Annotated in this window: 29 protein-coding genes and 1 pseudogene; 17 read left to right on the top strand and 13 right to left on the bottom strand. The window is 65.0% G+C overall.

All coding sequences use genetic code 11. The features are described 5' to 3' along the window. The first annotated feature begins 44 nt into the window (after nt 1-44). The 4 genes from P8R42_02235 to P8R42_02220 all read left to right on the top strand — a co-directional run bounded on the left by P8R42_02235 (nt 45) and on the right by P8R42_02220 (nt 5,464). Complete coding sequence (locus P8R42_02235; protein MDG2303465.1) at nt 45-1,634, top strand: AMP-binding protein; 1,590 nt, start codon at nt 45-47, stop codon at nt 1,632-1,634. Between the two features lie 5 nt (nt 1,635-1,639). Next, complete coding sequence (locus tag P8R42_02230) at nt 1,640-3,658, top strand: PQQ-dependent dehydrogenase, methanol/ethanol family (GenBank protein ID MDG2303464.1); 2,019 nt, start codon at nt 1,640-1,642, stop codon at nt 3,656-3,658. Between the two features lie 132 nt (nt 3,659-3,790). Next, nucleotides 3,791-4,930 (top strand): fatty acid desaturase, encoded by a 1,140-nt coding sequence (locus P8R42_02225; protein ID MDG2303463.1) that lies wholly within the window; start codon nt 3,791-3,793, stop codon nt 4,928-4,930. A gap of 33 nt (nt 4,931-4,963) precedes the next feature. Continuing rightward, the gene (locus P8R42_02220) at nt 4,964-5,464 is read left to right on the top strand and encodes a nuclear transport factor 2 family protein (GenBank protein MDG2303462.1); all 501 of its coding nucleotides are present in this window, start codon (nt 4,964-4,966) and stop codon (nt 5,462-5,464) included. A gap of 134 nt (nt 5,465-5,598) precedes the next feature. Here the strand turns inward: P8R42_02220 and P8R42_02215 are convergent, their stop codons facing one another. From P8R42_02215 to P8R42_02205, 3 genes are read right to left on the bottom strand one after another with little or no spacing between them, the layout of a single operon-like run. Beyond that, nucleotides 5,599-6,432 (bottom strand): LLM class F420-dependent oxidoreductase, encoded by an 834-nt coding sequence (locus P8R42_02215; GenBank protein MDG2303461.1) that lies wholly within the window; start codon nt 6,430-6,432, stop codon nt 5,599-5,601. Next, entirely contained in the window at nt 6,429-6,938 is a 510-nt protein-coding gene (locus tag P8R42_02210; GenBank protein MDG2303460.1) for a nuclear transport factor 2 family protein, read from the bottom strand. The genes P8R42_02215 and P8R42_02210 overlap by 4 nt, the downstream gene beginning before the upstream one ends. Before the next feature lie 19 nt (nt 6,939-6,957). Beyond that, complete coding sequence (locus tag P8R42_02205) at nt 6,958-7,137, bottom strand: hypothetical protein (protein MDG2303459.1); 180 nt, start codon at nt 7,135-7,137, stop codon at nt 6,958-6,960. A 146-nt stretch (nt 7,138-7,283) separates the two neighbouring features. Between P8R42_02205 and P8R42_02200 the strand changes: the two genes are divergently transcribed. Next, a complete protein-coding gene (locus P8R42_02200) occupies nt 7,284-7,433 on the top strand; it encodes a hypothetical protein (GenBank protein ID MDG2303458.1) in 150 nt (49 codons plus the stop codon). A 76-nt stretch (nt 7,434-7,509) separates the two neighbouring features. Here P8R42_02200 and P8R42_02195 read toward each other — a convergent pair whose 3' ends face one another. Beyond that, on the bottom strand, nt 7,510-7,722 hold the full coding sequence (locus tag P8R42_02195; GenBank protein MDG2303457.1) for a hypothetical protein: 213 nt from the start codon (nt 7,720-7,722) through the stop codon (nt 7,510-7,512). 94 nt (nt 7,723-7,816) lie between these two features. Between P8R42_02195 and P8R42_02190 the strand changes: the two genes are divergently transcribed. Together P8R42_02190 and P8R42_02185 are read left to right on the top strand one after the other, a co-directional pair. Further along, nucleotides 7,817-8,329 (top strand): SRPBCC family protein, encoded by a 513-nt coding sequence (locus P8R42_02190; protein MDG2303456.1) that lies wholly within the window; start codon nt 7,817-7,819, stop codon nt 8,327-8,329. 114 nt (nt 8,330-8,443) lie between these two features. After that, a complete protein-coding gene (locus P8R42_02185; GenBank protein ID MDG2303455.1) occupies nt 8,444-9,505 on the top strand; it encodes a diacylglycerol kinase in 1,062 nt (353 codons plus the stop codon). A 138-nt stretch (nt 9,506-9,643) separates the two neighbouring features. Here P8R42_02185 and P8R42_02180 read toward each other — a convergent pair whose 3' ends face one another. Then, nucleotides 9,644-10,312, bottom strand: a complete 669-nt coding sequence (locus P8R42_02180; GenBank protein MDG2303454.1) for a DUF3313 domain-containing protein — start codon at nt 10,310-10,312, stop codon at nt 9,644-9,646. Between the two features lie 60 nt (nt 10,313-10,372). Here P8R42_02180 and P8R42_02175 point away from each other — a divergent pair, with 60 nt between their 5' ends. Next, entirely contained in the window at nt 10,373-10,666 is a 294-nt protein-coding gene (locus P8R42_02175) for a hypothetical protein (protein MDG2303453.1), read from the top strand. Between the two features lie 72 nt (nt 10,667-10,738). Here the strand turns inward: P8R42_02175 and P8R42_02170 are convergent, their stop codons facing one another. Next, a complete protein-coding gene (locus tag P8R42_02170; protein ID MDG2303452.1) occupies nt 10,739-10,942 on the bottom strand; it encodes a hypothetical protein in 204 nt (67 codons plus the stop codon). Here P8R42_02170 and P8R42_02165 point away from each other — a divergent pair. Next, nucleotides 10,941-11,165, top strand: a complete 225-nt coding sequence (locus tag P8R42_02165; protein ID MDG2303451.1) for a hypothetical protein — start codon at nt 10,941-10,943, stop codon at nt 11,163-11,165. The two genes, P8R42_02170 and P8R42_02165, sit on opposite strands and share 2 nt — an antisense overlap. 12 nt (nt 11,166-11,177) lie before the next feature. Then, complete coding sequence (locus tag P8R42_02160) at nt 11,178-12,416, top strand: alpha-hydroxy acid oxidase (protein ID MDG2303450.1); 1,239 nt, start codon at nt 11,178-11,180, stop codon at nt 12,414-12,416. Nucleotides 12,417-12,428: 12 nt separating this feature from the next. On the opposite strand, the gene P8R42_02155 is transcribed toward P8R42_02160, so the two are convergent. Continuing rightward, nucleotides 12,429-13,931: an NAD(P)/FAD-dependent oxidoreductase gene (locus tag P8R42_02155; protein ID MDG2303449.1), complete on the bottom strand. Its 1,503-nt coding sequence runs from the start codon at nt 13,929-13,931 to the stop codon at nt 12,429-12,431. 36 nt (nt 13,932-13,967) lie between these two features. Then, nucleotides 13,968-14,498, bottom strand: coding sequence for a pyridoxamine 5'-phosphate oxidase family protein (locus P8R42_02150; GenBank protein MDG2303448.1), 531 nt, complete (start codon nt 14,496-14,498; stop codon nt 13,968-13,970). Here P8R42_02150 and P8R42_02145 point away from each other — a divergent pair. Then, nucleotides 14,497-14,772 (top strand): annotated as a pseudogene (locus P8R42_02145) (DUF2277 domain-containing protein). The gene P8R42_02150 and the pseudogene P8R42_02145 sit on opposite strands and share 2 nt — an antisense overlap. Before the next feature lie 55 nt (nt 14,773-14,827). Here the strand turns inward: P8R42_02145 and P8R42_02140 are convergent. Next, nucleotides 14,828-15,460, bottom strand: coding sequence for a CoA pyrophosphatase (locus P8R42_02140; GenBank protein ID MDG2303447.1), 633 nt, complete (start codon nt 15,458-15,460; stop codon nt 14,828-14,830). Nucleotides 15,461-15,599: 139 nt separating this feature from the next. Between P8R42_02140 and P8R42_02135 the strand changes: the two genes are divergently transcribed. Beyond that, a complete protein-coding gene (locus P8R42_02135) occupies nt 15,600-16,091 on the top strand; it encodes a cytochrome c (protein ID MDG2303446.1) in 492 nt (163 codons plus the stop codon). A gap of 25 nt (nt 16,092-16,116) precedes the next feature. Here the strand turns inward: P8R42_02135 and P8R42_02130 are convergent, their stop codons facing one another. Further along, nucleotides 16,117-17,640 (bottom strand): AMP-binding protein, encoded by a 1,524-nt coding sequence (locus P8R42_02130; protein ID MDG2303445.1) that lies wholly within the window; start codon nt 17,638-17,640, stop codon nt 16,117-16,119. A 47-nt stretch (nt 17,641-17,687) separates the two neighbouring features. On the opposite strand from P8R42_02130, the gene P8R42_02125 reads away from it, so the two are divergent. Further along, nucleotides 17,688-19,115, top strand: coding sequence for a glycosyltransferase family 39 protein (locus P8R42_02125; protein ID MDG2303444.1), 1,428 nt, complete (start codon nt 17,688-17,690; stop codon nt 19,113-19,115). A gap of 48 nt (nt 19,116-19,163) precedes the next feature. Beyond that, on the top strand, nt 19,164-21,068 hold the full coding sequence (locus P8R42_02120) for an ATP-dependent DNA helicase (GenBank protein ID MDG2303443.1): 1,905 nt from the start codon (nt 19,164-19,166) through the stop codon (nt 21,066-21,068). Here the strand turns inward: P8R42_02120 and P8R42_02115 are convergent. Beyond that, the gene (locus P8R42_02115) at nt 21,065-21,853 is read right to left on the bottom strand and encodes a Coq4 family protein (GenBank protein MDG2303442.1); all 789 of its coding nucleotides are present in this window, start codon (nt 21,851-21,853) and stop codon (nt 21,065-21,067) included. The genes P8R42_02120 and P8R42_02115 overlap by 4 nt on opposite strands. Nucleotides 21,854-21,980: 127 nt before the next feature. On the opposite strand from P8R42_02115, the gene P8R42_02110 reads away from it, so the two are divergent. The 3 genes from P8R42_02110 to P8R42_02100 are packed head-to-tail and all read left to right on the top strand — an operon-like array spanning nt 21,981 to nt 23,484. After that, nucleotides 21,981-22,304, top strand: a complete 324-nt coding sequence (locus P8R42_02110; protein ID MDG2303441.1) for a high-potential iron-sulfur protein — start codon at nt 21,981-21,983, stop codon at nt 22,302-22,304. 56 nt (nt 22,305-22,360) lie between these two features. After that, complete coding sequence (locus tag P8R42_02105) at nt 22,361-22,828, top strand: glycerophosphodiester phosphodiesterase family protein (GenBank protein MDG2303440.1); 468 nt, start codon at nt 22,361-22,363, stop codon at nt 22,826-22,828. A gap of 23 nt (nt 22,829-22,851) precedes the next feature. Beyond that, nucleotides 22,852-23,484, top strand: a complete 633-nt coding sequence (locus P8R42_02100; protein ID MDG2303439.1) for a glutathione S-transferase family protein — start codon at nt 22,852-22,854, stop codon at nt 23,482-23,484. Nucleotides 23,485-23,494: 10 nt separating this feature from the next. Here P8R42_02100 and P8R42_02095 read toward each other — a convergent pair whose 3' ends face one another. Together P8R42_02095 and P8R42_02090 are read right to left on the bottom strand one after the other, a co-directional pair. After that, a complete protein-coding gene (locus tag P8R42_02095) occupies nt 23,495-24,967 on the bottom strand; it encodes a carotenoid oxygenase family protein (GenBank protein MDG2303438.1) in 1,473 nt (490 codons plus the stop codon). After that, nucleotides 24,968-25,204 carry a hypothetical protein gene (locus P8R42_02090; protein MDG2303437.1) on the bottom strand — a complete coding sequence of 79 codons (237 nt, stop codon included), beginning with the start codon at nt 25,202-25,204 and terminating at the stop codon, nt 24,968-24,970. Nucleotides 25,205-25,747: the final 543 nt, after the last annotated feature.

The raw sequence follows: 25,747 nt of genomic DNA, 5'->3' as shown, positions 1-25,747 counted from the left end.
GGCCTCACTTTGCACCGCCGGTGGCGCCCCGATAAACCCCGCTGATGCAGAATGACTCCACGCCCTACCTTCAGGCGGGCGGCTTCTGGGCCCTGATCGAGGCCCGCGCCGCAGCGACCCCCAATGCGCTCTTCACAGTCGACGAGAACGATCGGCGCGCCACCTTCAAAGAGTACCGCGACGCGGCTGAGCGCTGCGCTGCGGGCCTTCAGGCCCAGGGGGTCGGCACCGACTCGATGGTTTCGTGGATGCTCCCGACGAACTGGGAGTCCCTCGTGCTCGTCGCAGCGCTCTCGCGGCTCGGGGCCACGCAGAATCCGATCCTCCCGATCTACCGCCACAAGGAAGTGGGCTTCATCACAAAGCAGGCGAAGAGCAGCCTGCTCGTCGTCCCCGGTCCCTGGCGTGGATTCGACTACCCGGGCATGGCCGCCGAGATCGCGGCCGATCGAGACGGGCTCGAGGTGATGGTCGTCACCGACAGCATCCCCGACGGAGATCCCGCAACCTTGCAACCGCCCCCCGCCGAAGTCGACGACGGCGGTGCTCCCATTCGCTGGCTCTTCTACAGCTCCGGCACGACCGCGGACCCAAAGGGCGCGCGCCACACCGACATGACCCTCCTCGCCGCCGCGCGGGGCATGAGTGGCGTCCTCGATCTCGCCTCGGACGATCGCGTCGCGATGGTCTTCCCGTTCACGCACGTCGGTGGTGTCGTGTGGGTCTACTCCGGGCTGATGTCTGGGTGCTCATTCATCGTGGTGCCTGTCTTTGATCCCGCAACGACCGTCGACGTCCTCGCGAAGAACGACGTGACACAGGCCACGGCCGGCACGGCCTTTCACCAGGCGTATCTCGCAACGCAACGAAAGCGGCGCGAAGCCGGTGACGAGGCGCCACTCTTCCCGAGCGTGCGCAGCTTCCCGGGCGGCGGCGCGCCGAAGCCGCCGCAGCTCCACTTCGACCTGAAGAAGGAGATGGGCGGCGCCGGAATCGTCTCCGGCTACGGCATGACCGAGTGTCCGATCCTGGTCATGAACTCGGTGCACGACCCCGACGACAAGCTCGCCCACACCGAAGGCCGCCCCTGCCCCGCAGAGGTCGATCTGCGCGTTGTTACGAGCGACGAGTCCGTCGCCGGGCCGACCCAAGAGGGTGAGTTCCGGGTGAAGGCCCCACAGCTCTGCAAGGGCTACCTCGACGAAGCGCTGAACGAAGCCGCGTTCGACGCGAACGGCTACTTCCGCACCGGAGACCTCGGATACCTCGACCGGGACGGGTACGCCGTCATCACCGGTCGACTAAAGGACGTCATCATCCGCAAGGGTGAGAACATCAGCGCCAAGGAGGTCGAGGACCTTCTCTACACCCACGACAAGATCCAGGACGTCGCCGTCGTCGGGCTCCCCGATCCCGACACCGGCGAACGCGCCTGCGCGGTTCTTTCCCTCACCGATGCCGGGCAGCCGGTCTCGATGGACGAGATGGCCGCATTTCTGAAAGAAAAGGGCCTCATGGTCCAGAAGATCCCGGAGCAGATCGAGATCGTCGATCAGATCCCGCGAAACGCGACTGGAAAGATCCTGAAGCACGAACTCCGCAAGAACTACGAGTACACCAAACGAGGAGTATGAACCCGATGCGTCGTCGCCTGCTGCTGATCGCCCTCTTGCTCGTCCCTCTCTCGGTGCACGCAGCTGGGGGAGGCGCCGCCTCCGTCGACGATGCGCGTATCCGAAACGCGGACGCCGAGCCGCAGAACTGGATGACGCACGGCCGCGACTACGCCGAGCAGCGCTTCAGTCCGCTCGATCAGGTCACCCCCGAGAGCATCAACCGTCTCGTCCGCGTCTGGAGCTACAAGACGGGTCAGAAGCGTGGCCACGAAGCCACCCCGATCGTCATCGACGGCGTGATGTACGCGACGGGCGCCTGGAGCGTCGTGTTCGCGCTCGACGCCAAGACTGGCAAGGAACTCTGGCGGTTCGATCCCGAGGTTCCGAAGGCCGTCGGCGCAAAGGCGTGCTGCGACGTGGTGAACCGTGGCGTCGCCGTCTACGACGGCAAGGTCTTCGTCGGAACGCTCGACGGCCGGCTGATCGCCATCGACGCCAAGACCGGGAAGCCGGTTTGGAAGGTCGTCACCGTAGACCAGTCGAAGCCGTACACGATCACCGGTGCCCCGCGGGTCGTGAACGGCCGAGTCATCATCGGGAACGGCGGTGCCGAGTTCGGCGTGCGCGGGTACGTCTCGGCCTACGACACGAAGGACGGGAAGCTCGCCTGGCGGACGTACACCGTCCCGGGCAATCCGGCGGACGGCTTCGAATCCAAGGCTCTCGAGGAAGCCGCGAAGACCTGGTCGGGCGGCGAATGGTGGAAGATCGGCGGCGGAGGCACGGCCTGGGACTCGATGGCCTTCGATCCCGACCTGAACCTGCTCTACGTCGGCACGGGCAACGGCTCACCGTGGAGCCGCGTCCACCGCAGCCCCGGCGGCGGCGACAACCTCTACCTCTCCTCGATCCTCGCCCTGGATCCCGACACCGGGGAGTTGAAGTGGCACTTCCAGACCACCCCGGGCGACAACTGGGACTTCACGGCAACCCAGCACATGATCCTCGCCGACCTCGAGATCGATGGGAAGACCCGCAAGGTCCTCATGCAGGCGCCGAAGAACGGCTACTTCTGGGTGATCGACCGCGTCACCGGCGAGTTCCTTTCCGCGAAACCCTACGTCGAGGTGACGTGGTCCGACGGCGTCGATCCGAAGACCGGCCGCCCCCACGAAACCGGAACCGCGAACTACGACAACGCGATCGCGATGGTGAAGCCGACGCCGTTCGGCGGCCACAACTGGCAGCCGATGTCATTCAATCCCAATACCGGCCTCGTCTACATTCCCGCCCAAGAGGTGGTCGGCGCGTATCGCTTCAACCCCAAAGAGCTCCTCACCGACGAGCACTTCAACACGGAGACCGACCTCGCTGTTTTCGCCACACTCGTCCGCGAGATCGTCGGGGGCCATCTCCTTGCCTGGGATCCCGTGAAGCAGGAAGAGGCTTGGCGCCATCCCTACGCGATGCCGTGGAACGGCGGCACTCTAACCACCGGTGGCAACCTCGTCTTCCAAGGAACCGCGGACGGCCGCTTCATCGCACTGAACGCAACCGACGGCCGAAAGCTGTGGGAGTTCCACGCCGGCAACGGGATCATCGCCGCGCCGGTCAGCTACGCGGTCGACGGGGTCCAGTACGTGACGATCGTCGCAGGCTGGGGGGGTGCCTTTGGTCTGGTGGGCGGCGACGCCGCCCAACAGGCCGGGAACACCCCCGCCGAGGGGGTCGTCCACACCTTCGCCCTGTCGGATCAGGCCATCACGTCTGCTGTGATCGAAGAGATCATGGCGAGCCGCGACGGCACCGTGGCCAAGAAGGAGGACCTCTACCACCGCTGGTGCGCTCGCTGTCACGGCGTAACGGCGATCAGCGGCGGGGCTCTCGTGGACCTGCGCCACTCCGCACCCGACATGAAGAATGCCTTCGTCGCGATCGTGCAGAAGGGCATGCCCGGCGTGGGAATGCCCGCATTCGGGGGAATTCTGACGGAGGAAGAAATCAAGGAAATCCAGGCTTACATCGTCGGGCGGCCTAACTGAGCCGCCGCTACGGGCCCAAAACCCGATGGCAGGCCTGGCGCCGGCGTGGTACTTAAAGAACCTGGCTTTCGGAGCGCGGGCCCGCCGTTACTGCTGCGCCCCTCCACCCGCCGCACGCCCATTATGACGCAGATGAACCTAGAGACCCTCGAGACGCCTGTCCTTAGCGACGCCACGCCGCCCATGGTCACCAATGGCGTCAGCCAAGAAAAGCGCCGGACGATCCGGGCCCTCGCCCGCTCGATCCCGAAGGCGTGTTACGAGAACCCCACCTGGAAGGGACTTCTCTACCTCGGCCGCGATCTCACGGTTTACGCGCTCGGAACCGGCCTGCTCCTCGCCAGCAGCTCCGTGTCGCTGGTCCTCGCCGGTTGGTTCCTGACCTCGCTCGCGATTGCGGCGCTCTTCGTCATCGGGCACGACGCGGCCCACGGCTCGCTGTTCAAGAGCCCTCGCCTGAACTACTTCGTGGGCCAGCTCGCGATGCTGCCGAGCCTGCACACGTTTTCGGTGTGGGCTTACGGGCACAACCGCGTGCACCACGCATTCCCCGGTTGTGAGGGGCTCGACTTCGTCTGGCATCCCGTCACGCTGGAGGAGTACCAGAAGCTATCGCGCTGGGAGAAGCTGCGGCACCGCATGGACTGGTCCCTCTTCGGCGCTGGCACCTACTACACACGCGAGATCTGGTGGAATCGGCTCGTAAACATGCCACCGCCGGACAAGATGGAGCGTGCGTTCCTGCGCGACCGCATCGCCGTCACGACCTTCCTGGTGGTGATGTCCGTCGCCGTCGGTTGGTTCGGCTGGGCGCAGACCGGCACGATCGGTGGCGCTTTGTGGACCTGGACGAAGGTCCTGTTCGTTCCCTGGTTCATGTGGAACGCGCTGATCGGCTGGGCCGTCTACATCCAGCACATCTCTCCGCAGATGCCCTGGCACACCCGGCGTCGCTGGCGGAAGTACGCTGGCCAGGTCGAGACGACCTGCAACTACGTCATGCCGCTTTGGCTGAACTTCTTCTGGCACAATATCTTCGTGCACGTGCCGCACCACGTCGACCCGCGGATCCCGTTCTACAACCTCCCCGACGCGGCAAAGGCTCTGAACAAGGCCGATTCCGACGTGAGTCAGTCCTATCCGTACCGCTTCCGCGAGTACTTCGACTCCACGAAGCACTGCAAGTTGTACGACTTCGAGCGCGAAGCCTGGACCGACTACCAGGGAGCGAACCCGGTCACCGCTGCCGACTATCCGCCCCGCGCCGCTTGATCGCGTCCCACCGTGGCCGCTATCGCCATTCCCATGGACGATCTGGGCCGGCTCCTCGCACGGGACGACATTCGCCAACTCGCCTATCGTTACGCGCTCGCGATCGATAGCCGCGACATCGACACTCTCGTCGGACTCTTCGTCGACGACGTCCAGGTCGGACGAGACGTGTTCGGGCACGAGGCCTTACGCGCGAACTTCGAGTCACAACTGCGCGAAGTCGGCATCACCATCCTGTTCGTCGGGAACCACCTGATCGACTTCCAGGACGACGACCACGCGACCGGTGTCGTCTACTGCAAGAACGAGACGCAGCTCGGCGAGCAATGGATCCACCAGGCCATTCAGTACCGGGACACGTACGAGCGACGCGACCGGCGATGGCTCTTCGTTCGGCGCCGCCACCTGCTTTGGTACGGCAGCGACGTCGGCGCCAACCCGCTGCCCCTCCCCCCGGCCGAGTGGCCGAAGAACCAGGTCGGGATGGGGACGATCCCGCAGAGCTGGGAGAGCTGGCGCACATTCTGGAAGTGAGCGCTCCGAGGCGGCCCGGGAGCCCGAGTCGCCGCGGTCGAGCTGGCGCGGGCTGCCTCTAGGGTACACCAGGCCGGAGCTCTGCGAGTACCACACACTTCGACACCCCCCTATCGACGGCCGCCCCGCAAAGTTCAGAGAAGCTCGGCGTACTCATCGAGGACGGGCAGAACCTCGTCCCGCGCGCCGGCCGGAAGTCGAAGCACACACTCGGTGCAGCCGGATTCCCGATAGTAGTCGAGCTTCCCCGGCTTTGGCAAAACGCCCATCGGCACGACGTGCAAGTCCTTCGGATCGCGCCCCCGCTCCTCGACCGCGCGATGCAGCTCCTCCAGGGACTTCCTGATGCCGGCGCCTCCGATCGGCAACCAGCCATCAGCGAACTCCGCAATGTGCGAGAACAGCCTCGGCCCGGCGCCGCCGCCGATGAGAACCCGAGGACGGGGCCGTTGAATCGGCTTCGGCCACTGCCAACTTGGCTCGAACGAGACGTACTCGCCGGAGAAGCTCGCAACTTCGTCCTTCCACAGAGCCTCCATCGCGAGCATGTTTTCACGCACGAGAGCGCGGCGCCGCTTCACGTCGATCCCGTGGTTCTCCATCTCTTCGTGGTTCCAGCCGTACCCGATGCCGAAGACGAACCGCCCTCCGGACAGGTGATCCAGCGTGGCTATCTCCTTGGCGAACGTGATCGGGTCGTGCTGTGCGACGAGCCCGATACCGACACCGAGGAAAATGTTCTCGGTCACCGAAGATGCCGCGCCCAGCGCGACGTAGGGATCGAGGCTCCGCTTGTACTCCTCGCTCAAGACCTCTTCACCCGTCGGCGCTGGTGTCCGGCGACTCGTCGGGATGTGAGTGTGCTCGGGGATGTAGAACGAGTAGAAGCCGCGCGCCTCCGCCTCGCGGGCGAGAGCCACCGGATTCATCGTCTGGTCCGTCGCGTGAATGGTGATGCCGATCTTCACGAGCGCGCCGCCTTTGCGTTCTTCGCCCACCCGCGATCGTACGGAGACATGAACACCACGCGGAGGCTCATCGACTGGTGCTTCCAAACGCCATCTTCACGCTCATAGCGGTCGTCTTCCACACCCACCATCCAGAAGGGACGATCGCCGGGCATCGTACAGGGAGAGAGAATGTCCCAGCGGCCGGTCGCCGTGTCACCGGCGACCTCGATCTGAGGCTTTACGAAGAAGTGCCAGCTGAACGTCAACGTCGACTCGAGGAAACGGGTACGAATCTCCTCCCGGCCGCGGCTCATTCCCAGTGCGGCTCCGTCCCAAACGGCATCGACAGTGAACAGCGCGGCGATCTCGTCTGCGATGCCCGCCACGCGGTCGGCTTCGAGCAAGCCCTCGTCCCCGAAACGAGAATCTACGAGCTCACCGTAGCGCGCCTTCAGTTGGCGGATGGCCTCGGCGTCTTCGAGCGCCAGAAGGCGAGCCTCCAGAGCCTGGATTCTGTCTTCCATCCCCATGGCATAGCGTTCTTCACTCCTCCGGATCCATCAGAGCGATGAGCCCCAGGAACCCGACGTTGCTGAAGAGGAGCGGGGCCATGAGAGGCGCCCCCCGCAGGAGGCGTTCCTCCACCAGTTCGCCCGCCGGACCCACGCTGCCCCCTAGATGCAGCAGGCTTCCCAACGGACCGACCAAGAGCATTGCGACCATCGCCGCGGCGGACCACCCGTAGTCCGATCTCGTCGGCCGCTCGAGCGCGCCAAGCGTTGCGGCGGCCGCAGTCGCGAAGATCCCGACGCCGACCGGGACGAAGAGCCAGACGTCCGAGTAGTGCAGGTGAGCCGATCACCGACGTCATGCGTCGTCGCACTCGAGCCGAAGCCGCTGAGATGAAAGACGGCGCACGTCGGCGCACGGAAATCGAGAACGGTGAGCGTCCCGGGCTTCGCGTCTCAGTACCACTCATGCCCTGCGTCGCGTACGAGATCCCGTGCTTCGACTCCTAGTAGATCTCCCATTGCGGGTAATCTCCGGCCCTTCCATGTGGAAGAGCGCGTTGCGCTGACAGTCCGGAATGAACTCCTAGACCTGCGCGGCGTGGCACTTCTGGCAGATCGCCGTCGTCGGCGACGCGAGAACGTTCACGCGTTCCACGGCCGGCGGGACACCGCTCTCCCCCGAGCGACCGACGGCCACCATCACGAGCGCGAACCCGAGAAAGACGACCACCGACACAAGCGCCACGATCAACACGCGACTCGTTCCCTGTGCGTCCGACCCCTTCGATTCCGCCATCACGACCTCCGCTGTCGTACGAATTGCAACGATCCGACCCCAAAAAACCGGTCGGCCGCAAGATCTATCGAACAGTGGTTCGGGGTCTGGCAGGATGGGACCCGAGACTCGGATGCAGGATCACCGCTACTCGTTCGAAATCGAAGCAACGCCGGAGGAGATCTGGGCCATTTTCTGGTCTCGTCGCAACGTCGAGCACGGCGACGTGAAGATCGAAATCCTCCACCCTGGCGATGCCGACGGGAACGGCCTCGTCCGACGCACCTGGTTCCGCGTGCCCCGCTACCTGCTCTCCGGCGGGCAAGCGCGCTCGTGGGAGTGGCTCACTGAGGTGAAACCGTTCGAGAGCTGGCGCTACGACGCGGTTGGAAGACCACTGTGGTCCGAAGCAAGCGGCTCGACCCGGCTCGAAGACCTCGGCAACGGTCGAACCCGTGTGCACTTTCGCGAGACCTACCACGTCTTCAACCCGATCTTGCGCTTCTTACTCGAGCGGCGGGTACACCGCGCAATCTCCAAGGACAACGACAAGCTGATCAAGGCCGCCGTCGAGCGTGGTATCGCCGCCCGGCGCAAACGTGCCGCCTCCCCCGCAACTCCGAGGTAGCCCCTCGCCCCCCGGGCCGGCCGAAATCGGCAGAAGCTCCCATCCCCCCACCGCGAGCCGTAAACTCGACGCGGCGCGAAGTGGGCCGTATAGACACCGCTGGGAGGACTGCGGATGCCATACAAAGTCATTCAATGGAGCACGGGGAACGTCGGACGCTACGCGCTGCGCGCGATCATCGGGCACCCGGAACTCGAATTGGTCGGAGTGCTCGTACACAGCGAGAGCAAGGCGGGCCGAGACGCGGGAGAGCTCGCCGGCATCAGTCCGACCACCGGGATCGCGGCAACGAACGATGTCGAGGCGATCCTCGCGACCGACGCTGACTGCGTCTCCTACACGGCCACGGCCGATCTCCGGCCGATGGAGGCCCTGGCCGACATCTGCCGCATTCTCGAATCCGGCAAGAACGTCGTCTCGAGCTCCATCGTCGGGCTCGTTCATCCGCGCTCGATCCCCGAGATGTCGCCGAAGATCGAAGCCGCGTGCGAACGGGGCAACAGCTCCTTCCTCACGAGCGGAATCGACCCCGGCTTCGCGAACGACGCGCTGCCGCTCGTCCTCACCGGGCTCGCGGAGCGCTGGGACCAGGTCCGCATCCAGGAGATCGTGAACTACGCGAACTACGATCAGCCCGAAGTGCTGTTCGAGACGATGGGCTTCGGCAAGCCGATGGACCACACACCGTTGCTCCTGATCCCCGGCTCGCTCACGTTCGCATGGGGCGGCACGATCCGCGTCCTCGCCGAGGGTCTCGGCGTCGAACTCGAGAAGATCGAGGAGATCCACGAACGATGCGAAGCGACGAAGCCCATCCAGATCGGCGACCACACGGTCGAGCCCGGCACGATGGGCGCACTGCGGTTCGAGGTGCAGGGGTTCGTGAACGGACGTCCGGCGCTCATCGTCGAACACGTCACCCGGCTCGACGATGACCTTGCGCCCGAGTGGGCGACTGGCAAGGGCGGCTACCGAATCTTCATCGAGGGCGTCCCGCGGCTTGAGTGCGTGCTCAACATGGAAGACGAGCACGGTGACCACGCGGTCGGCGGGGTCATCCTCACCGCGACCCGCATCGTGAACGCGATTCCCGCCGTCTGTAACGCGAGAACCGGTCCCCTGTCGGCACTCGATCTACCGCTCATCACCGGCAGGGGACTAGAGCGCCGGGACTGACCCGTTTAGGGGACGTCATCACGTCGACACTCTGGATGTTTGCCGCCGCGGCCTGCCCGACCACGCTGCTCGTGACCGAAGCGCCCGGCCAACGACTACTGCGGCTGAGCCCGACGAAGGGACCGCGGCGATTGAGCGCTACTTCCGCCGCGCTTGCACAAACCAGCCGGCGAGCCGGTCTGCCCAGGCCGTAAAGGCCTCGGCCACGCCCTCCCAATCATCGGCGGAGCCCTTCTCCTTGCCGGGCGGCGCGATATACGTGTCGACGGCCGCAGCGAGGAGCTGCCGGTTCGCGGCGTCACGCGCCTCGATCTCAATCATCGCGACGTCGGCGTACGCCTTGAGCTCGTCTGATATCTCATCGTCGGCCGGCATCGGCTGGCCCGCCACTTCAGCGGTGATGATGGAGATCTGGTCGTCCGCGGCCAACGCCTCTGTGATGGCCAGCGACAACCGGAGAACCCCTGGTCCGGCCTCGTCCACGATCTGGAAATCCTTGGACAAGCGGTCACGGACGGCACGGTCGAGAAGCGTCGCGACCTTCGCCAGCTCCTCCTCTTGAACCTCGTCCAGCGAATTCTCGCCCGAGCGCCAGATCGTGACCGGCGGCAGCAACACCTTGCCGTAGGACGACCAGTCCGCATTCGGGTTCGTGTAGAGGTACCCGCGCTCGACCGGCTCGAGGGCCTCGTAGCTTTCGAGGAAACCCGACATCTTCGCGTTGTCGAGCCGTGCGGTCGAAGCCGTGCAGGCGGCGGCCAACAGAACCGCGCCCATGGCGAGAATGGCGTTTCGAGAGAATCCCATCTCCCCGGTCGGTATCACCGACGGCTTTTCGCCTCCAGAGCCGGATGATAGACGCTCTATATGCGAATCGTCGCTCTCGTCCTCGTTCTCCTCGCGGCACCCGTTGCGGCGGAAGCCGCCATCTTCCCCGGCACCTCCGATACCGGCTGGTCCTGGTACGACAAGAGCGACTGCTGCGCCGATGCAATCGCTCTGGCACAAGAGGACAGCATGTTCCGGTGCGAGCGCTCCGGCGGCTTCCCAAGTGCCCGTTTCGGCCTGCGGCGCGGCAACTGCAAGTTCCGGACGAACGTCGATGCCTACGGTGATCGGATCTACCGTTGCTGGGGCAATGCAAAAGTCACCTGCAAGTAGGCACGACGGGCCACGCTCCATGATCGCCTCGCTGATCTGCGCGCTCCTGCTGGCTCCGGGACCCGCCCTGGCTCACGCCCCTCCGAAGACACCGAGGTCGAGGAGGACCGGTGAGCCTTCCAGATCATCCCCTATCTCTGGCTGCCCACCGCGAGCCGCAGCGTATCGCTCAGTGGGGACAGCGCGGACATCGACATCGGACTCAGCGAGGCCGTGGACCTCGTGGGCGAGACCGGCCTCGGCGGGGCGCTGCTCCGCGTCGAAGATCGAGTTCATGGATCCGATCGTCGGCGGCTGCGGCGCCGGCTCGAACCTCGCTTGGAACATCGTGAGCGGTCTGCGGCGGGACATGCCGTGGAAAATCTTCTCGGCCGGCCTGGTCACCTTCGCCGGCTACCGAGCGTACTACCCCCGCGCCTCGAAGGAGTCCGAAGGAGCGACGACCCCCCTCGCCGCGCAGCCCGGAAGCCCCGCGATCGGTCTCGGAGTCGAGTTCTAACCGCCAGCCCTCATGCCAATTCCGATCCTCGACACGCTACGCTCCGTCCTTCGGTTCCGTTCCTTTGAATGGGACCCGGTCGTCCGTCGGCTGAACCGGTGCGCCAGCGTCGAGGACTTCCGCCGGATCGCGCAGCAGCGGCTCCCGAGCGGCGTCTTCGACTACATCGACGGCGCGGCCGAGGATGAGCGCACCCTCGAGCGGAATAGCGCCGCTTTTCGCGCTCTCGGGTTCCGACCACGCGTCCTGCGGGAAGTGGGCGAGCCCGGGTACGCCACGACGATCCTCGGCCGCGACGCGACGATGCCCCTGATCTGCAGTCCCACCGGCTTCGGCCGCACCGCCCATTCCCAGGGAGAACTCGCCGTCGCCCGCGCCGCCGCCAACGCCGGCATTCCGTACACGCTCTCGACCTTGAGTACGCGCTCCATCGAAGACGTGGCCGCCGTCTCGAGCGGATCAAAGTGGTTCCAGGTCTACGTGTGGCACGATCGGGAACTCGTAAAGGAGATGGTCGAACGCTCCGCCGCAGCCGGGTACGAGGCCCTCCTGCTCACGGTGGACACCCCCGTGTTCGGACGCCGCGAACGCGACGTGCGAAGCGGCTTCTCACTCCCTCCGAAGCTCGGTCTCGACACCATCCTCGACGGCATTCTCCACCCTGGCTGGACGTTCGACTTCCTCACGGCGGAGCCCATCATCTTCGCCAACGTGGTCGGCCGCGAAGTGGGCGATGGCTCGACCCCGGTCGCCCTCGCCGAGTACATCAACACGCAGTTCGACCCCGGCCTCTCCTGGCGTGATGTCGAGTGGCTCCAGTCGATCTGGAAGGGGCCGATCGTTCTGAAAGGGATCCAAACCGTCGAAGACGCGCGCATCGCCGCGGACACGGGAGTCTCTGCCGTCGCCCTCTCGAACCACGGGGGCCGACAACTCGACGACGCGCCCACGCCGTTGGAACTCCTCGAGTCGGTCGCAGGCGCGGTCGGGGATCGCGTCGAGGTGTACTGCGACGGCGGCGTGCGACGAGGGAGCGACGTCGTAAAGGCGCTCGCCCTCGGAGCCCGGGCCTGCATGATCGGTCGCGCCTACCTCTACGCACTCGCCGCGGGAGGCGAGCGCGGCGTCGACCTGCTCTTTGGTTGGCTCGCCGAAGGGATCGGCCGAACCCTCGCGCTCACGGGCGCCGCATCGGTCGACGATCTCTCGCGGGAACTCGTGGAGTGGCGGCGGCCACTCTCCCCCGAGTGACGCGATCGGTGTCTACGCAGCCCGATCGTTCTTGTTCTCGGAACGGGTCGTGGAGGCGGGGCGTCGCGTGAACTCGAGTGCGCCATCCTCCAGCGATCCGAGCGCAACTGTCCAGATGTCCACCATGTAGTTCTGGTACGCCTTCCACGGTAGGCTCTTCGCCTGCTTCGGAAACTGATCGATCGAGCGCTGGATGTAACCCGAAGTGAAGTCCAGCATCGGGTCGAGATCGACCTCTGCGTGACGAGGTCGCGGGCAGCAGATATCGAAGCCTTTCGCGTCCATGTGGTTCAAGAGCCGGCTGACGAACTCACAGGTCAGATCACACTTCAGCGTCCACGAAGCGTTCGTGTACCCGATCGACATCGCCAGATTCGGCACATCACTGAACATCATACCCTTGTAGGTCAGGCTGTCGGAGAACTTGACGAGTTCCCCGTCGACGGTGACGTCGACCCCACCGAGAAGCTGCAGATTCAGACCGGTCGCCGTTACGACGACATCCGCCTCGAGCTCTTCTCCCGACGTGAGCCGAATGCCGTTCTCGGTGAACGTCTCGATGTGATCGGTGACGACCGACGCTTCACCCGACTTGAGCGTCTTGAACAAATCGCCTTCGGGGACCAGACACACGCGCTGATCCCACGGATTGTATCGCGGAGTGAAGTGCTTCTCGATGTCGTAGTCGGCCCCGAGGTGATCGCGGACCTGCTGGATCAGCATCTTCTTGGCCCACGCGGGGTAGCGACGGCACAGCCAGAAGAAAAACGACATGAAGAGGACGTTTCGCGCGCGCACCAAGGAGTACACGAGCTTGGCGGGAAGGTACTCGCGCAGCCTGTTCGCCATCCCGTCCTGGCCCGGCGCGGCCACGACATACGTCGGCGAGCGCTGCAGCATCGTCACGTGCGCGGCCGTCTTCGCCATCGCGGGGACGAGCGTGACCGCGGTCGCCCCGCTCCCGATCACGACGACGCGCTTTCCGGCGTAATCGATGTCCTCTGTCCACTTCTGCGGGTGCGCAATCCGCCCGCGGAACGCGTCTACTCCCGGGAAGTCCGGCGTGTACCCTTTGTCGTAGTCGTAGTAGCCGGAGCACATGAACAAGAAGCGGCACGTGAACGTGCAGGACTCACCCGTGCCGACGCTCTCGGCCTCGACGGTCCAACGAGCGTCCTCCGTCGACCACGATGCGCTCTTCACGTGGATGCCGTACCGGATCTTCTGATCGATGCCGTTCTCCGACGCGGTCTCGTTCAGGTAGCTCAGGATCGACGACCCATCCGCAATCGCCTGCGGGTCCGTCCACGGCTTGAACGAGTAGCCCAGCGTGTACATGTCCGAGTCGGACCGGATGCCGGGGTAGCGAAAGAGATCCCAGGTGCCCCCGAGGTTCTCCCGACGCTCGAGGATCGCATAGGTCTTGCCCGGGCAGTTCTTCTGCAGGTGATAGCCGGCTCCGATCCCGGAAATCCCCGCGCCCACGACCAGTACGTCCAGATGTTCCTCGGTCATGATCTCATCTCCCACATAACAAGTACGGAATTACCCTCAGTCGTTCAGAAAGACCTTCTTCGGAACGAGACGCAGCGCCGTGCGCTCTTGCTGGTCCAGAATCTTCGTGAGCGCCTCATCATCGAGCCCCGCCGCCTCGGGCCGCAGGCGTGTCATCACGCGACGGATGACGTCCCGTCGCTCCGGGTCCTCCGCAATCGCTTCGACCGTGCCGTAGATGATCAACTGCTTGCGTCCGTCGTGAACGAGCAACGCGACATCGGGTTGGCGCAGGATGTTCTTCCATTTTGCCGTGTAGCTCTTGATTGAGATCGCGATATCCACGCCGTCGAACTCGTACGCCACCATCGACAGCTGCGGCGACCCGTCCTTCCGACCCGTACCCAGAACCGCCCAGACATGGTCTCGGAGATAGGCTTCTTGTTCTGGGTTGATCACCTTCGTTCCTTCCTCAGCCCCAAGGACCGGTACTGCCGGCGCGGTGACCAGAGCCACGAAGGCCAGCGCGAGCAGCTTGGCCGCCCGCGATCCGGGCTGCCAGGCTCCCCCCAACGGGAGGCCTCTCATGCGTCGGAACATTCGCACATGATACAACTTCGAGACGCCGGCGATCAAAGAAGAGATCCATGCTGCTTCACTGCAGTTCGTCCGGAAGCTTTCGGGGTTCAACAAGCCCTCCCGGGCCAACGAAGCCGCCTTCGAACGAGCGATCGAGGCGGTAGCCGCAACAGCAACTGAGCTGCTGGAGAACCTCGTGACGGATTCCGCCCCACGGGATCGTGAGATGGAAGCACAGAAGGCTCGCGAGCGGACCGCCCGGCGCTTCGGCGCCCGGCCCTAGCGCGCCGGAAGCGACATGGCATCAATGCCTTGGCCCCTCCAAGGCGGGGCGTTCGCTACTTCCAGGCGAAGACGGGTTGCTCGAAGTGAGCCACCCGCGTGTCTCGACCGTGCACCCCGACCTCGCGTAACTGATAGATCACAGCCGCTGTCGGTGCATGAATATGCGTCCCGACGAGCGGAATCGAAATCACGGGACGATCGCTCTCGGGAATGCTCCGCAGGCCCGGGACATCCGGCTTCTCGAGCTCCGTGAGCGGCACGCGGTACAACTCCGACACCTCGCTGGGGTCGGGTGCCAAGGCCGCACCGGATCCACCCCACAGCACGACCGGCGTAATCACGAACCCGGAGCGCGTGGGATAGTCGTCGAGTCGTCCGAGGATGGCGTCGGGCTCGAGCGTAAGCCCGACTTCCTCACGCAGTTCGCGCAACGCCGCCTGCTCGACCGTTTCGCCAGCATCGAGACTTCCACCCGGGAGAGCCCATTGGCGCGGATGATCTTTCAAGCGCGAGCTGCGACGCGTCAGGATGAAGCACGCGTCGCCGGCGGCGTCATCGATCAGGGTCAGCGTGACGGCGGCATGACGGCGACCTTCCAGAGGCGCCGCCTGCTGGTCGAAACCCTCGAGGTTCTGTCGAACGCGCGCGCGAAGATCGTCGGTGAGGCGGATCGGAGACTCGGACACCCCCCTGCTTTACGGTCCGGCCTCCGGCCTGTCGAACACCGAACCCAGCGCTGCGACGAGAATACCGCACCGCCGCAGGCCGATCGAGAGGTGTGTCGCCGCCTTGCAGTGCGACCCGCCTCGTGGAACCGTCGCCCCCATGCGGATCCTCGTTGCAGTTCTCCTCGTCGCTCTGGCCGGTTGTGCCGCCACCAAGCCGCCGCAGCCGCAGGCCGGCGCAGAACCGCATGTGGGCGACGAGTGGTTCGTTTGGCGGGCGGAGACTCTCGGGATCTCAGTCGACGACGCCAAGAAGCGCGACGCGGCCCTACCAGATGGCACCGACGGGACCGCGCCCGCGGACGGCACGCTCGACACCCACACGCAGATGGAAGCCGCCATCCTGTGGAACGAGGAATGCGCCCGGTGCCACGGTGCAAACGGGGTACCGCCTCCGGCCGCCGAAGAGCAGGTCCAACCCCGGGCATGGAACGGGATGGGGCCGAGCATGGGCTTCTTGATGGGCGGCGACAAGATGCGCGCGGGCATCTACACGACCATCTCTGCCGGCAAGGGGACGATGGCCGGGTGGGGGGACTGGCTCACGCGCGAACAGATGTGGGCGCTCGTCGCACACATCGAATCCTTCTGACGAAGCGCGGCCCGGCCGTGCGCGATCAGATCTTGCGCTCGCGACCGGCCCAGTACGGATCGCGCAGCCGACGCGTGTAGATCTTCCCCGAGGGATGGCGGGGAAGCTCATCCACGAAGTCCACCGAGCGGGGCACCTTGTAGCCGGCGAGGCGCTCGCGACCGAAGGCGAGGATGTCGCGCGTGAGATCGTCGGAAGGCTCACGCCCCGGCACGAGTTCGATCGCCGCCTTCACACTCTCGCCCCACTCATCGTCGGGGATGCCGAACACGGCCACGTCGGCCACTGCCGCATGCTCCTCGAGCACCTGCTCGATCTCCAGCGGATAGATGTTCACGCCGCCCGAGATGATCATGTTGCTCTTACGATCCGCGAGGAACACCCAGCCCTCGGAGTCGACCGAGCCAACGTCGCCCAGAGTGAAGACTCCCGGCTCGAGGTACGCCCCGGACGTCTTCTCGGGATCCCCGTGGTACTCGAAGACCACATCCTGGGTCTTGTGCCGACAGTAGAGATCACCGACCTCGTCCGGCGGGAGACGCTTTCCTTCGGAATCCACGGAGAAGACTTCAAAGGCCGGTAAGGTCCGCCCCACCGTCCCGGGGTGTCCCTGCCATTCCGTCGAATTGACCAGCGTGTTCACGCCGCCCTCGGTTCCACCCCAGTACTCCACGAGCAGCGGGCCCCACCACTCGATCATCCTGCGCTTCACCGCGATCGACACCGGCGCGGCACCGTGCAGTACCAGGTCCAGGGCGGGGGCCTGAAAGGCTGCACGCTCGTCCTCGGGAAGACGCAGGAGGCGGACGAACATCGTCGGTACGAGGTGGGTATGCGCGACCTCGCGTTCGCAAAGCGCGGCGAGGGCCGCCCTCTCCTCCCAACGCGGGAGAAGGATCAGCGGTGCGCCGTTTGCCATGTCGTACACGGCGAACATCAGAGGCGCGGCGTGGTACATCGGTCCGGTGATGAGATGCGGGCCGCTGCCGTCCAGCCCGATGTTACGACCGAGCACCTCGTGGTGGGCCAGCGTCGCTCCGAGCGCGCCCGGCCGAGTCCGCTTCACACCCTTCGGCCTACCCGTCGTACCGCTCGTATAGATCATGTTGCCGCCCGCGGGGCCGCTCGGATCGAACGGCTCGTCAGACAACGCAGCGAGCTCACGGTCGAGTTCCTCACCGACGCGAACGATGCGGCAGCCGGGATGGTCGAGCGCGATAGCACGCGCTGCCTCCTCGTGAGCCACATCGACGAACAGAACACGCGCACCCGAGTCGCCGAGCGTGTAGTCGATCTCGTCCGGGGCAAGGTGCCAGTTGATCGGTGTGATCCAGGTTCCGGCGACGATCGACGCGACGATCAACTCGATCCCCTCGACCCGATTGCCCATGAGCGTGGCGACGTGCTCCTCGGGGCGAATACCCAGCTCATCCCGAAGGAGATGCGCGAGACGCACGATGCGGTCCCCCACTTCGGCCCAGGTCCGCTGCCTCGTACCGTCATCGAGTGCGAGGCCCTCAGGGTTCGTGCGCGCGAAGTCGAAGATCACGTCTCAGGCGCTACCAAACCCCGCCCATTCTTGCTCTAGAGCACTGGGTGCGGCCCCTCGCCCTCGCGGCTCTGTTCGTCCTCGTGAACCTCGGGCTCAAGCTGACGGACCTCGACGCGGACAGCCTGTGGATGGATGAGGCGATCACGGCGTTCCATGTCCAACAATCTCCCGGGAACATCCTGGAGTACGCGTCACGACAGCAAAACCCGCCGGCGTACTTCCTCCTGGCACACGGCTGGGCATCGCTGTTCGGCCTCTCCGAGGCCGGCCTCCGCTCGCTGTCGGCTGTTTTGAGTTCGCTCACGGCCGGGGCCCTCTTCCTTCTCGGTGCTCGCTTTCTCGGAACCTTCGCGGGCGTCGTCGCAGCCCTGCTCTACACGCTCTCTCCCGCCCAGATTCACTACGCACAGGAGGCACGTGCGTACGCGCTCGTCGGCCTGCTATGCGTCGCCTCGTTCGCCCTGTTCTTCGATCTGCTCGAGAGCGAAGGAAAGCGTGGGGGCGTCCGACTCGGGGTCGTGAACGCACTCCTTCTCTACACCCACTACGTCACGGCCTTCGTGCTCCCGGCGCAGGCCCTTGGCGTGCTCCTGTACCACCTCCACTCGAGAGGCACTCTTCGCACCTACGTACGGTCTGGCGCTCTCACGATCGGCCTCTTTCTGCCCTGGCTCCCGACGCTCCTACGCAATCTCGGCGATAGTGGTGGATCTTGGCTCGAGCCACCGACGCTCGGACTTCTCCCCCCGGCCGTCGTCGCGCTGGTCGGCAGCGCCAAACTCGCGATCGTCTCCGGCGTCCTCGTCACAAAGGGGATCTTCGACCTGTTTCGGAAAGGGGCCGCCCAAACCGGTAGGTACACGACGTACCTTCTGCTCTGGACCGTGGTCCCGTTCCTGGGCGACTTCGCAGCCTCGCAGATCGTACCCGCGTTCGCCGAGCGCTACGTACTGTACGCATCCCTCGGGTTCGTCCTGTTGTTGGGCCACCTCGTGGCGCAGCTTCACCGCGGACCAATCATTCCTGGTGCCGCTCTCGCTCTACTCGCTCTTTTGGCCCTAGACGTTCCAGACGCCAGCCCGAACCGGACAGAACACTGGCGCGAGCTCTCCTCGTTCGCTCGGGCCGAAAAGACCGATGGCACCGCGATCCTCGTGTCTCCGGTCTGGCAGTGCCTTTCGTTCGCCTACTACTTCGCACCCGAGGCATTCGCCGATCACGTGAACATCCGCGCCCGCTTGATCGAACGAGACGTGCACTGCCTCGATGCCGGCAGCCAGGACGACTCCACGCCGGAATCCTGGCCCGCGCGCGTGATCCTCGTTGTCGATACGAGTCGAAACCCGCCCTCCGCAGACGCGTTCTTCCCGGTGGGGGGCGCGACCGGCCATGAGCGGGTGGCCCAGCACCCCTTCGGACTTCTGCGCGCGGACGTGTACGAAAGGCCACCTTCCTTGCCTCTCTTGCAATGAATGGGACGCGGGGCTTCCGCTTCGCCGCGGGTCGGGTATACCTCCCGCGTGACCGCACCTACGAACGTCGCGGATCTCGACTCCGCCCTCGCCCGACTCGGCTACGAGAGCTTTCGCCCCGGCCAGCGCGAGGCGATCGAAACCGTACTCCGGGACGGACGCCTCCTCCTGGTCGCCCCGACGGGCGGCGGCAAGAGCCTCGTGTACCAGCTTCCAGCGACGCTTCTTCCCGGCACCACGCTCGTCGTCTCGCCCTTGATCGCACTGATGAACGATCAGGTGCGCCAGCTCGAAGAGCGCGGCATCGCGGCCACGTACCTCGCATCCACGGTCGAAGCGGCGGAATCGTCGCGACGTCTCGCCGCCATCGCGCGTGGCGAGTACAAGCTCGTCTACGTCGCTCCGGAACGCCTCGCCCTCCCCTGGTTCCAGAATCTGATCGAGAAGATCGAGTGCCCGATGGTCGTCGTCGACGAGGCGCACTGCATCAGCGAGTGGGGCCACGACTTCCGCCCCGAGTACATGCAGATCGGCTCAATCCTGCCCAAGCTCGGGTCGGCGAAGATCATGGCCTGTACGGCCACGGCAACGCCGCTCGTCCGCGACGAGATCCTCGCGCGACTCGGCCTGGGCCCCGACACGCCGCAACTCCTACGTGGTTTCGCGCGCCCCAACCTGCGGCTTCGCGCCCAGGAGATCGTCGGTAAGAAGGCGCGGCACGGCTACGTCGACGCGCTTCTCGAGGAGGCGCTCGGAAGCCCGAGCGCACCACGCGGCGCCGCAATCGTCTATTCCCCAACGCGCGCCGAGACCGAGAAAGAAGCCGACCGACTGGTAGCCGCCGGCTGGAAGGCCGATGCGTACCACGCGGGACGCGGCCGCAAGGACCGCGAGACCGTTCAGAACTCCTTCATGGACGGCGAACTCGACGTGGTCGTCGCGACGAACGCATTTGGCATGGGCATCGATCGCGCCGACGTCCGCGCCGTCGTGCACCTTGCGCCGCCCGGCTCGGTCGAAGCCTACTATCAGGAAGTCGGCCGTGGTGGTCGCGACGGCGAGGACGCTTGGGGCCTTCTGCTGGTCCCCAGCGACGACCCTCCACGCCGTCGACGACTCCTCGAAATGGACGGGAACGGCGGGACGGTCGACCCGGCGATCGTACAGCACAAGTGGGAACTGTACCTCGAGCTTCTCAACTGGGCGCAGGGCGGCAGTTGTCGCCACGATGCAATCCTCCGGTACTTCGGCGATGAAGCGGAAACCCTCGGAAACTGTGGACGCTGCGACGTCTGTCTCGAACTCGTCGCGACCGACGACCGCAGCGACGAGGAACGAACCGAGATCATCCAGAAGATTCTCTCTGCCGTCGCCCGCGTGTCCGGCCGCTTCGGCATGCGGGCCGCCGTGAACCTTCTACGCGGCGTGACGGACGAGCGCCTCGGACGCTCAGGCCTCGACAAGACCAAGACGTTCGGAATTCTGACAGAGCACCCCGACGAGTGGCTCATGCGCGTGATGAGTCGCTGCGTGACCGCGGGGTGGATCGGTTTCGAGGGCGACGATCGCCCACTCGTCCTCCTCACCCCCACCGGCCACGAAGTGATGATGGGCAGGCGCCCCGCGCGCGTGCTGCTCCCGGCGCCCGGTTCCGTCAAGCCGTCCTCGGGCCGGCCCAAGTCCCGCTTTAGGCGCCCCGCAGAGGACCAGCAGCCGCTCGATGCGACTGGCGAGAAGCTCTTCGAAGCCCTGCGTGCCTGGCGGCAGACGACCGCGCGCGAGGAGGGTGTCCCCGCGTACGTCGTGGCCCACGATCGAACGATGCGCGAAGCCGCGGTCGCCCGTCCCCGCTCCCACGAAGAACTCGCGCTCATCTGGGGCCTCGGACCGGCGAAGCGAGAGAAGTTCGGCGACGGAATCCTGGCCGTCGTGAAAGAAACGTCGGGCAACTAGGAGCCCTGTAGATTTCGTTCGAGCTGCCGGAGCTTGTTTCCCCTCGCGGGAAATCCGTTCGGGTGCACGTCCTCGAGCGACGTCACGCCCATCTGTCGACGTGCTTCCTCGAGAGGAAGTTCGAAGATCGCCTCGTAGTCTACGCAGGAGAGCGGCGGCGTATTGCGACCGTGCCGGTAGCAACGGAGGACGTAGCGCGTCCAACCGATCGGGCTCGAGGGCTTGAGCATCAAAAGATACGCGAGGAACAGCTTGAGCGGCAGCATCGGCATGTGTCCCGCGGTGTATGCGTCGACACCGACCTCCCCGATGATCGACCGATCGTACCCGGACACGACATGAAAGATGTCGTGGCTGTTCGCCATGCGCTTCACGAACCAGAGTTGATCGTCGCTCCAGCCGAACTGCGCCGCCTTCTCATCCAGTCCGGCGGCCTCGAGAAAGTAGCTCGCAGAGCCCATGCCCTCGCCGCCCAGGTATTCGAGGTACGCGTCGGCAAAGCTGCCCTTGCGCATCGCGGCCAGCCTCGGACGATCGACGAGGAGAGCGTTCAGGTCTCGGCGCGGCTCTTCGGCGAGGAGCCTTCGGCCGACCGGATCCTGTGCGAAGCGATCGAACTCGCGCTGCACCATCGGCCCGGCCAACGCGAGCATCCCCTCGAACCCATCGGAGAGACTCCCCTTCCCACCGATGAATCGGAAGAAGCACTGCAAACCGTGGCGCCACCGCCGCCGGAGATGCGGCGCCGGCGATCGAACCTCGGGGGCCATCGTCGCGCTGGACATGCAGACGCCCTACCACAGCTGGGTCGAGCCCCGACAGTGCCCCCTTGATGCGGCGCGTTGTCCGCGACACTTGATGCCGGCCACGGAACCCTCATAGGGATACACCGTCGCCCTGCTCGCCTGAATCATGCTTGAAAACGTCTCCCTCTCCCGCCGAGCCATACTTCGTCGGACGGCACGCCTCGGCATCGCGGGAACCTTTGCGATGTTCGGTGTCGGTACCGGCTGCGCCGAACGGCTCTCGTGCGACGACGTGAGCCATCTCAGCACGCCCGACACCATCCGGCGTAATTCGATGAAGTATGTCGCGGTCTCTCCCCAGGGCCCCCAGGAAAGCTGCGCGACGTGCAAGTTCTTCACCGCGGGGCCGGCGGACCAATGTGGGACGTGCAGTCTGGTTCCGGGCCCCATCCATCCCGAGGGCCGATGTACGTTGTGGGCGGCATCCTGAGCGCTTCGCCGGTCTTGCGACTCGTGCAGCTCGGCATCCTGGACTAGGCTCAGCGAATGAACCCATCCGTTGGTTTTCGCTCGCTTCGGATCGCAGGGGCGGGGATCGTCCTCCGCGGCGCCGGCGCCTCCACTCCCGATAACCCGTATCCGGAGAACTCACTCTCGTCTTTCCGCAAAGCGATCGCGCCAGGAGCGAACGGCATCGAACTCGATGTCGAACTGACGTCCGACGGACGGCTCATCGTGATGCACGACGATATGCTGGATCGCACCGCCACGTGTACCGGCTGCGTCTCCGCGTACACGCTCGCTGAGGTCCGCGAGTGTAACCTTCTCGACGGCGACGGACAGCCGACGATTGAGGTCCCGCCGCCCCTCCCCGAGTCCTACGACGCGGTACCGGACGATGCGCTGGTGAACGTCTGGACGGTGCCCCGTGCGGCGGACATGCAGAGCGCGACCAACGAAGGCGTGACCGCGATCGTCACCGACGAGTCTGCCGTTCTTGTCGGCTACGAATGACAAGCGGCACCGAAAGGACCCCGATGAAGCTCTACATGTTCCCGGTCGCCCCGAATCCGACCAAGGTTCGGCTCTACCTCGCAGAGAAGAAACTCGCGGGCACCGAGATTCCGGTCGAGGAGATCATGGTCAGCCTCCCCGAAGGGCAGCAGAAGTCTGCCGAGCATGTGAAGCGAAACCCGCTGGGGAAGGTTCCCGTGCTCGAACTCGACGACGGAACCTATCTGACCGAGTCCCTCCCAATGATGCTCTACCTGGAGGAGCTTTACGCCGACCCGCCGATGATCGGCACGACGCCGCAGGCGCGCGCGCAGACCCTCAACGTCGAGCGAATCGCCGAGCAGGGCGTTCTGTTCGCCATGGCGAAGATCGTTCACGCGACCGACTCACCGCTCGGTCTCCCGAAGCAACCCGAAGTCGCAGAACACTTCCGCAAAGTGTTGATCGGGCCGTGCAAGATTCTCGACGACCGGCTTTCCGATGGGCGCCCGTTTTTGATGGGCGACACGCCGACCATCGCGGACTTCACGCTCGCCGCGGGACTTCAGATGGGCCGCTTCAAGGAACTGGAACCCGACCCCGCCCTCGAGCATCTCGCTCGGTGGAGCACCGCCTACCGCGAGCGCCCCGCTGCAAAACAGGTCTTGATACTCTAGCGGGCTTTGTTCAGGCCGGGATCCACGTCGCGTGGAACCCGTGGGGGACTCGCCGAGGCATCTGCACCGAGCCGACCGGGCCGGCCTCGACATCCAACGCGTCGAGGACCACGAGTTCACTGCTCTTCGTTCGGTGATCGTAAACGAACGAGAGCAACCACCCCTCCCCTTCCCCGGGACCACCGGGAACGAAGAACGCTTCGTTCGCATGCTTCGTCGGCCCCGGATCCCAGGCGGTCACCCGACCCGTGCGATAGTCGATCCGTCCGATGCCGGCGAGGTCCGTCGTGTCCGGGTGCTCACGGGTGGTGACGAACCAACCGTAGCGATGCTGCCGCCCCGTGAAACGTCGATCGTGATTCGCGATCTCGAAGGCGCGATTCGTCACGATCTCCTCGCTGAAAGAAAGGTTCGCTCCAGCCGTGTTGACCTTCCATCGCCGAACGGAAAGATCGCTGTCGTTCAACGAATTTTCGCCGAAAACCTGATCGTGCCGACAGACGTCGATTACGACGTCGTCGCCATCGCGGAACGCGTTGACCTCGTGGAACACATAACAGTTCGGGATTTCGACCCAGCGAATCTCGTCGGTCGATCCGCCGAGGGGCATGATCCCGATGCGCGAGCCGTACTCCGGCTGCCACTGGAACGCATCAATCGGACTTTCGAGGGCCCGGCTGAACTCGAACACGACGGGCAGTTCCCAGAAAATCGCATCGCGATCCGTGATCGCGAACGAGTGGATCATCGTCGTGCGCTCGACTTCGACCGGCTGACTCGAGATCACGACACCGTTGTCGTCAGCGACCGAGTACGTGAGATACGGCGGCGCGAAGTAGTACCCGAAAAAGTGCATGTAGCCGGTCGCGGGATCGATCTTCGGATGCGCGGTGAATGACGTGCGGACAGCCCCATTGAAGTCGTGCGGCCCGAGGGTCGACAGATCCTTGGGGTCGAGCCGGTAAGCGCCACCGACTTCTCCGGAGGTGAGAAGCCGACCGGCGTGGTAGACGGCGCTCACGTTGCTCTGGCTGTTCTGCGGACCGGGGACGAGCCCCGAACTGATCCCTCCACCCAGGCCAACGCCCGCCTCGTAGTACGACGTGCGGATGTAACGGTTGCGGTACCAAACCGGCCGCCCGCGCTCGAAGCGGATGCCGTGCACCATTCCGTCTCCGAGGAACCAGTGCAGCGAATCCGAATTCTGCGGATTGGAACCGTTGCGAACGTACGTGCCGTCCAGGTCCGCTGGGATGTGCCCCGTCGTCTTCAGATCAAAGGCGTCGATCTCATCGAATGTGGGCGCGAACCCGTTTTGCAACCACCAGGGAACCGACGCGCCGACTTGCAGCGGCGGCGCCGCCGCGGTCGCGCCGTCCCCACACGCCGACAAGAGACCGGCCGGCAGACTCAGCCCCCCGGCCGCGAGGCCGGCGTATTTCAGGAACTGCCTTCGGTGGATCGAGGTCGAGCAGCCGGGCATTCAGATTTCCCTCAAGAGGCTTAGAAGCTCCGCGGTCGTGCACTTCAGATCTTCAATTGCCGTCATGTGCCCGAGTCCGTCAAGCACGGCGTGCTTCACATTCGGCAGACAGCGCGCCAGAAGCTCGCGGGGCTTGATGAAGATCACGTCGTGCTCTCCGAAGAAAACGAGATTCGGGTACTGTACCTTCTCCAGAAGAGCGACCCCCGGGTCCGGATCGTCGTAGACCGACCGCATGAACTCCGCGTCGTAGGCCGGGTTTCCGACGCTCAGGATCTCCTCGGTCCATCGCCAGCATCTCTCCGCGTCCGGGTAGGCGTTCAGTCGATTCAGAAAAGGGGCTGAATCCGCCTTCCTGTGCGCGCTGAATGATCTGAGAAACCGAGAATCGTTCGTACCCGGACGCCATCGGATTCCCGCTGGGATCGATCTTCTCGTATTGGTGCTCCTCGTACTTCGGTCGCAGAACCGATCAGACGGAGCGGTCGCGGACCCACGCGGTTCGTCCAGAGGCACCGTCCGACCATGACCACGTCGATCACGCCGTACCCGGCCGCCGCCAAGGCGGCGGAGACACCGGTTCGGCTCCAGTAGCTGCCGTTCTCCATGACGCCGTGGGCCGGGATGATGGCCGGGCCGTCACCTACCGCAGCCTCGTCAGCTACGACCCCCCGCCAATCACAGCCTGCGAGGGTAGGGACGTTGGTTAGTCTCGGCCTTTTTGTTTAGTCGCGGTGCCGAGCTTCCGAGTCCCGTTGTGCGACAACGACGCGACTAAAC

Source organism: Candidatus Binatia bacterium (assembly GCA_029243485.1).
GTDB lineage: Bacteria > Desulfobacterota > Binatia > UBA12015 > UBA12015 > VGTG01.
The sequence above is the reverse complement of the archived record's forward strand: the minus strand, read 5'-3'. Positions and strand labels throughout refer to the sequence as shown.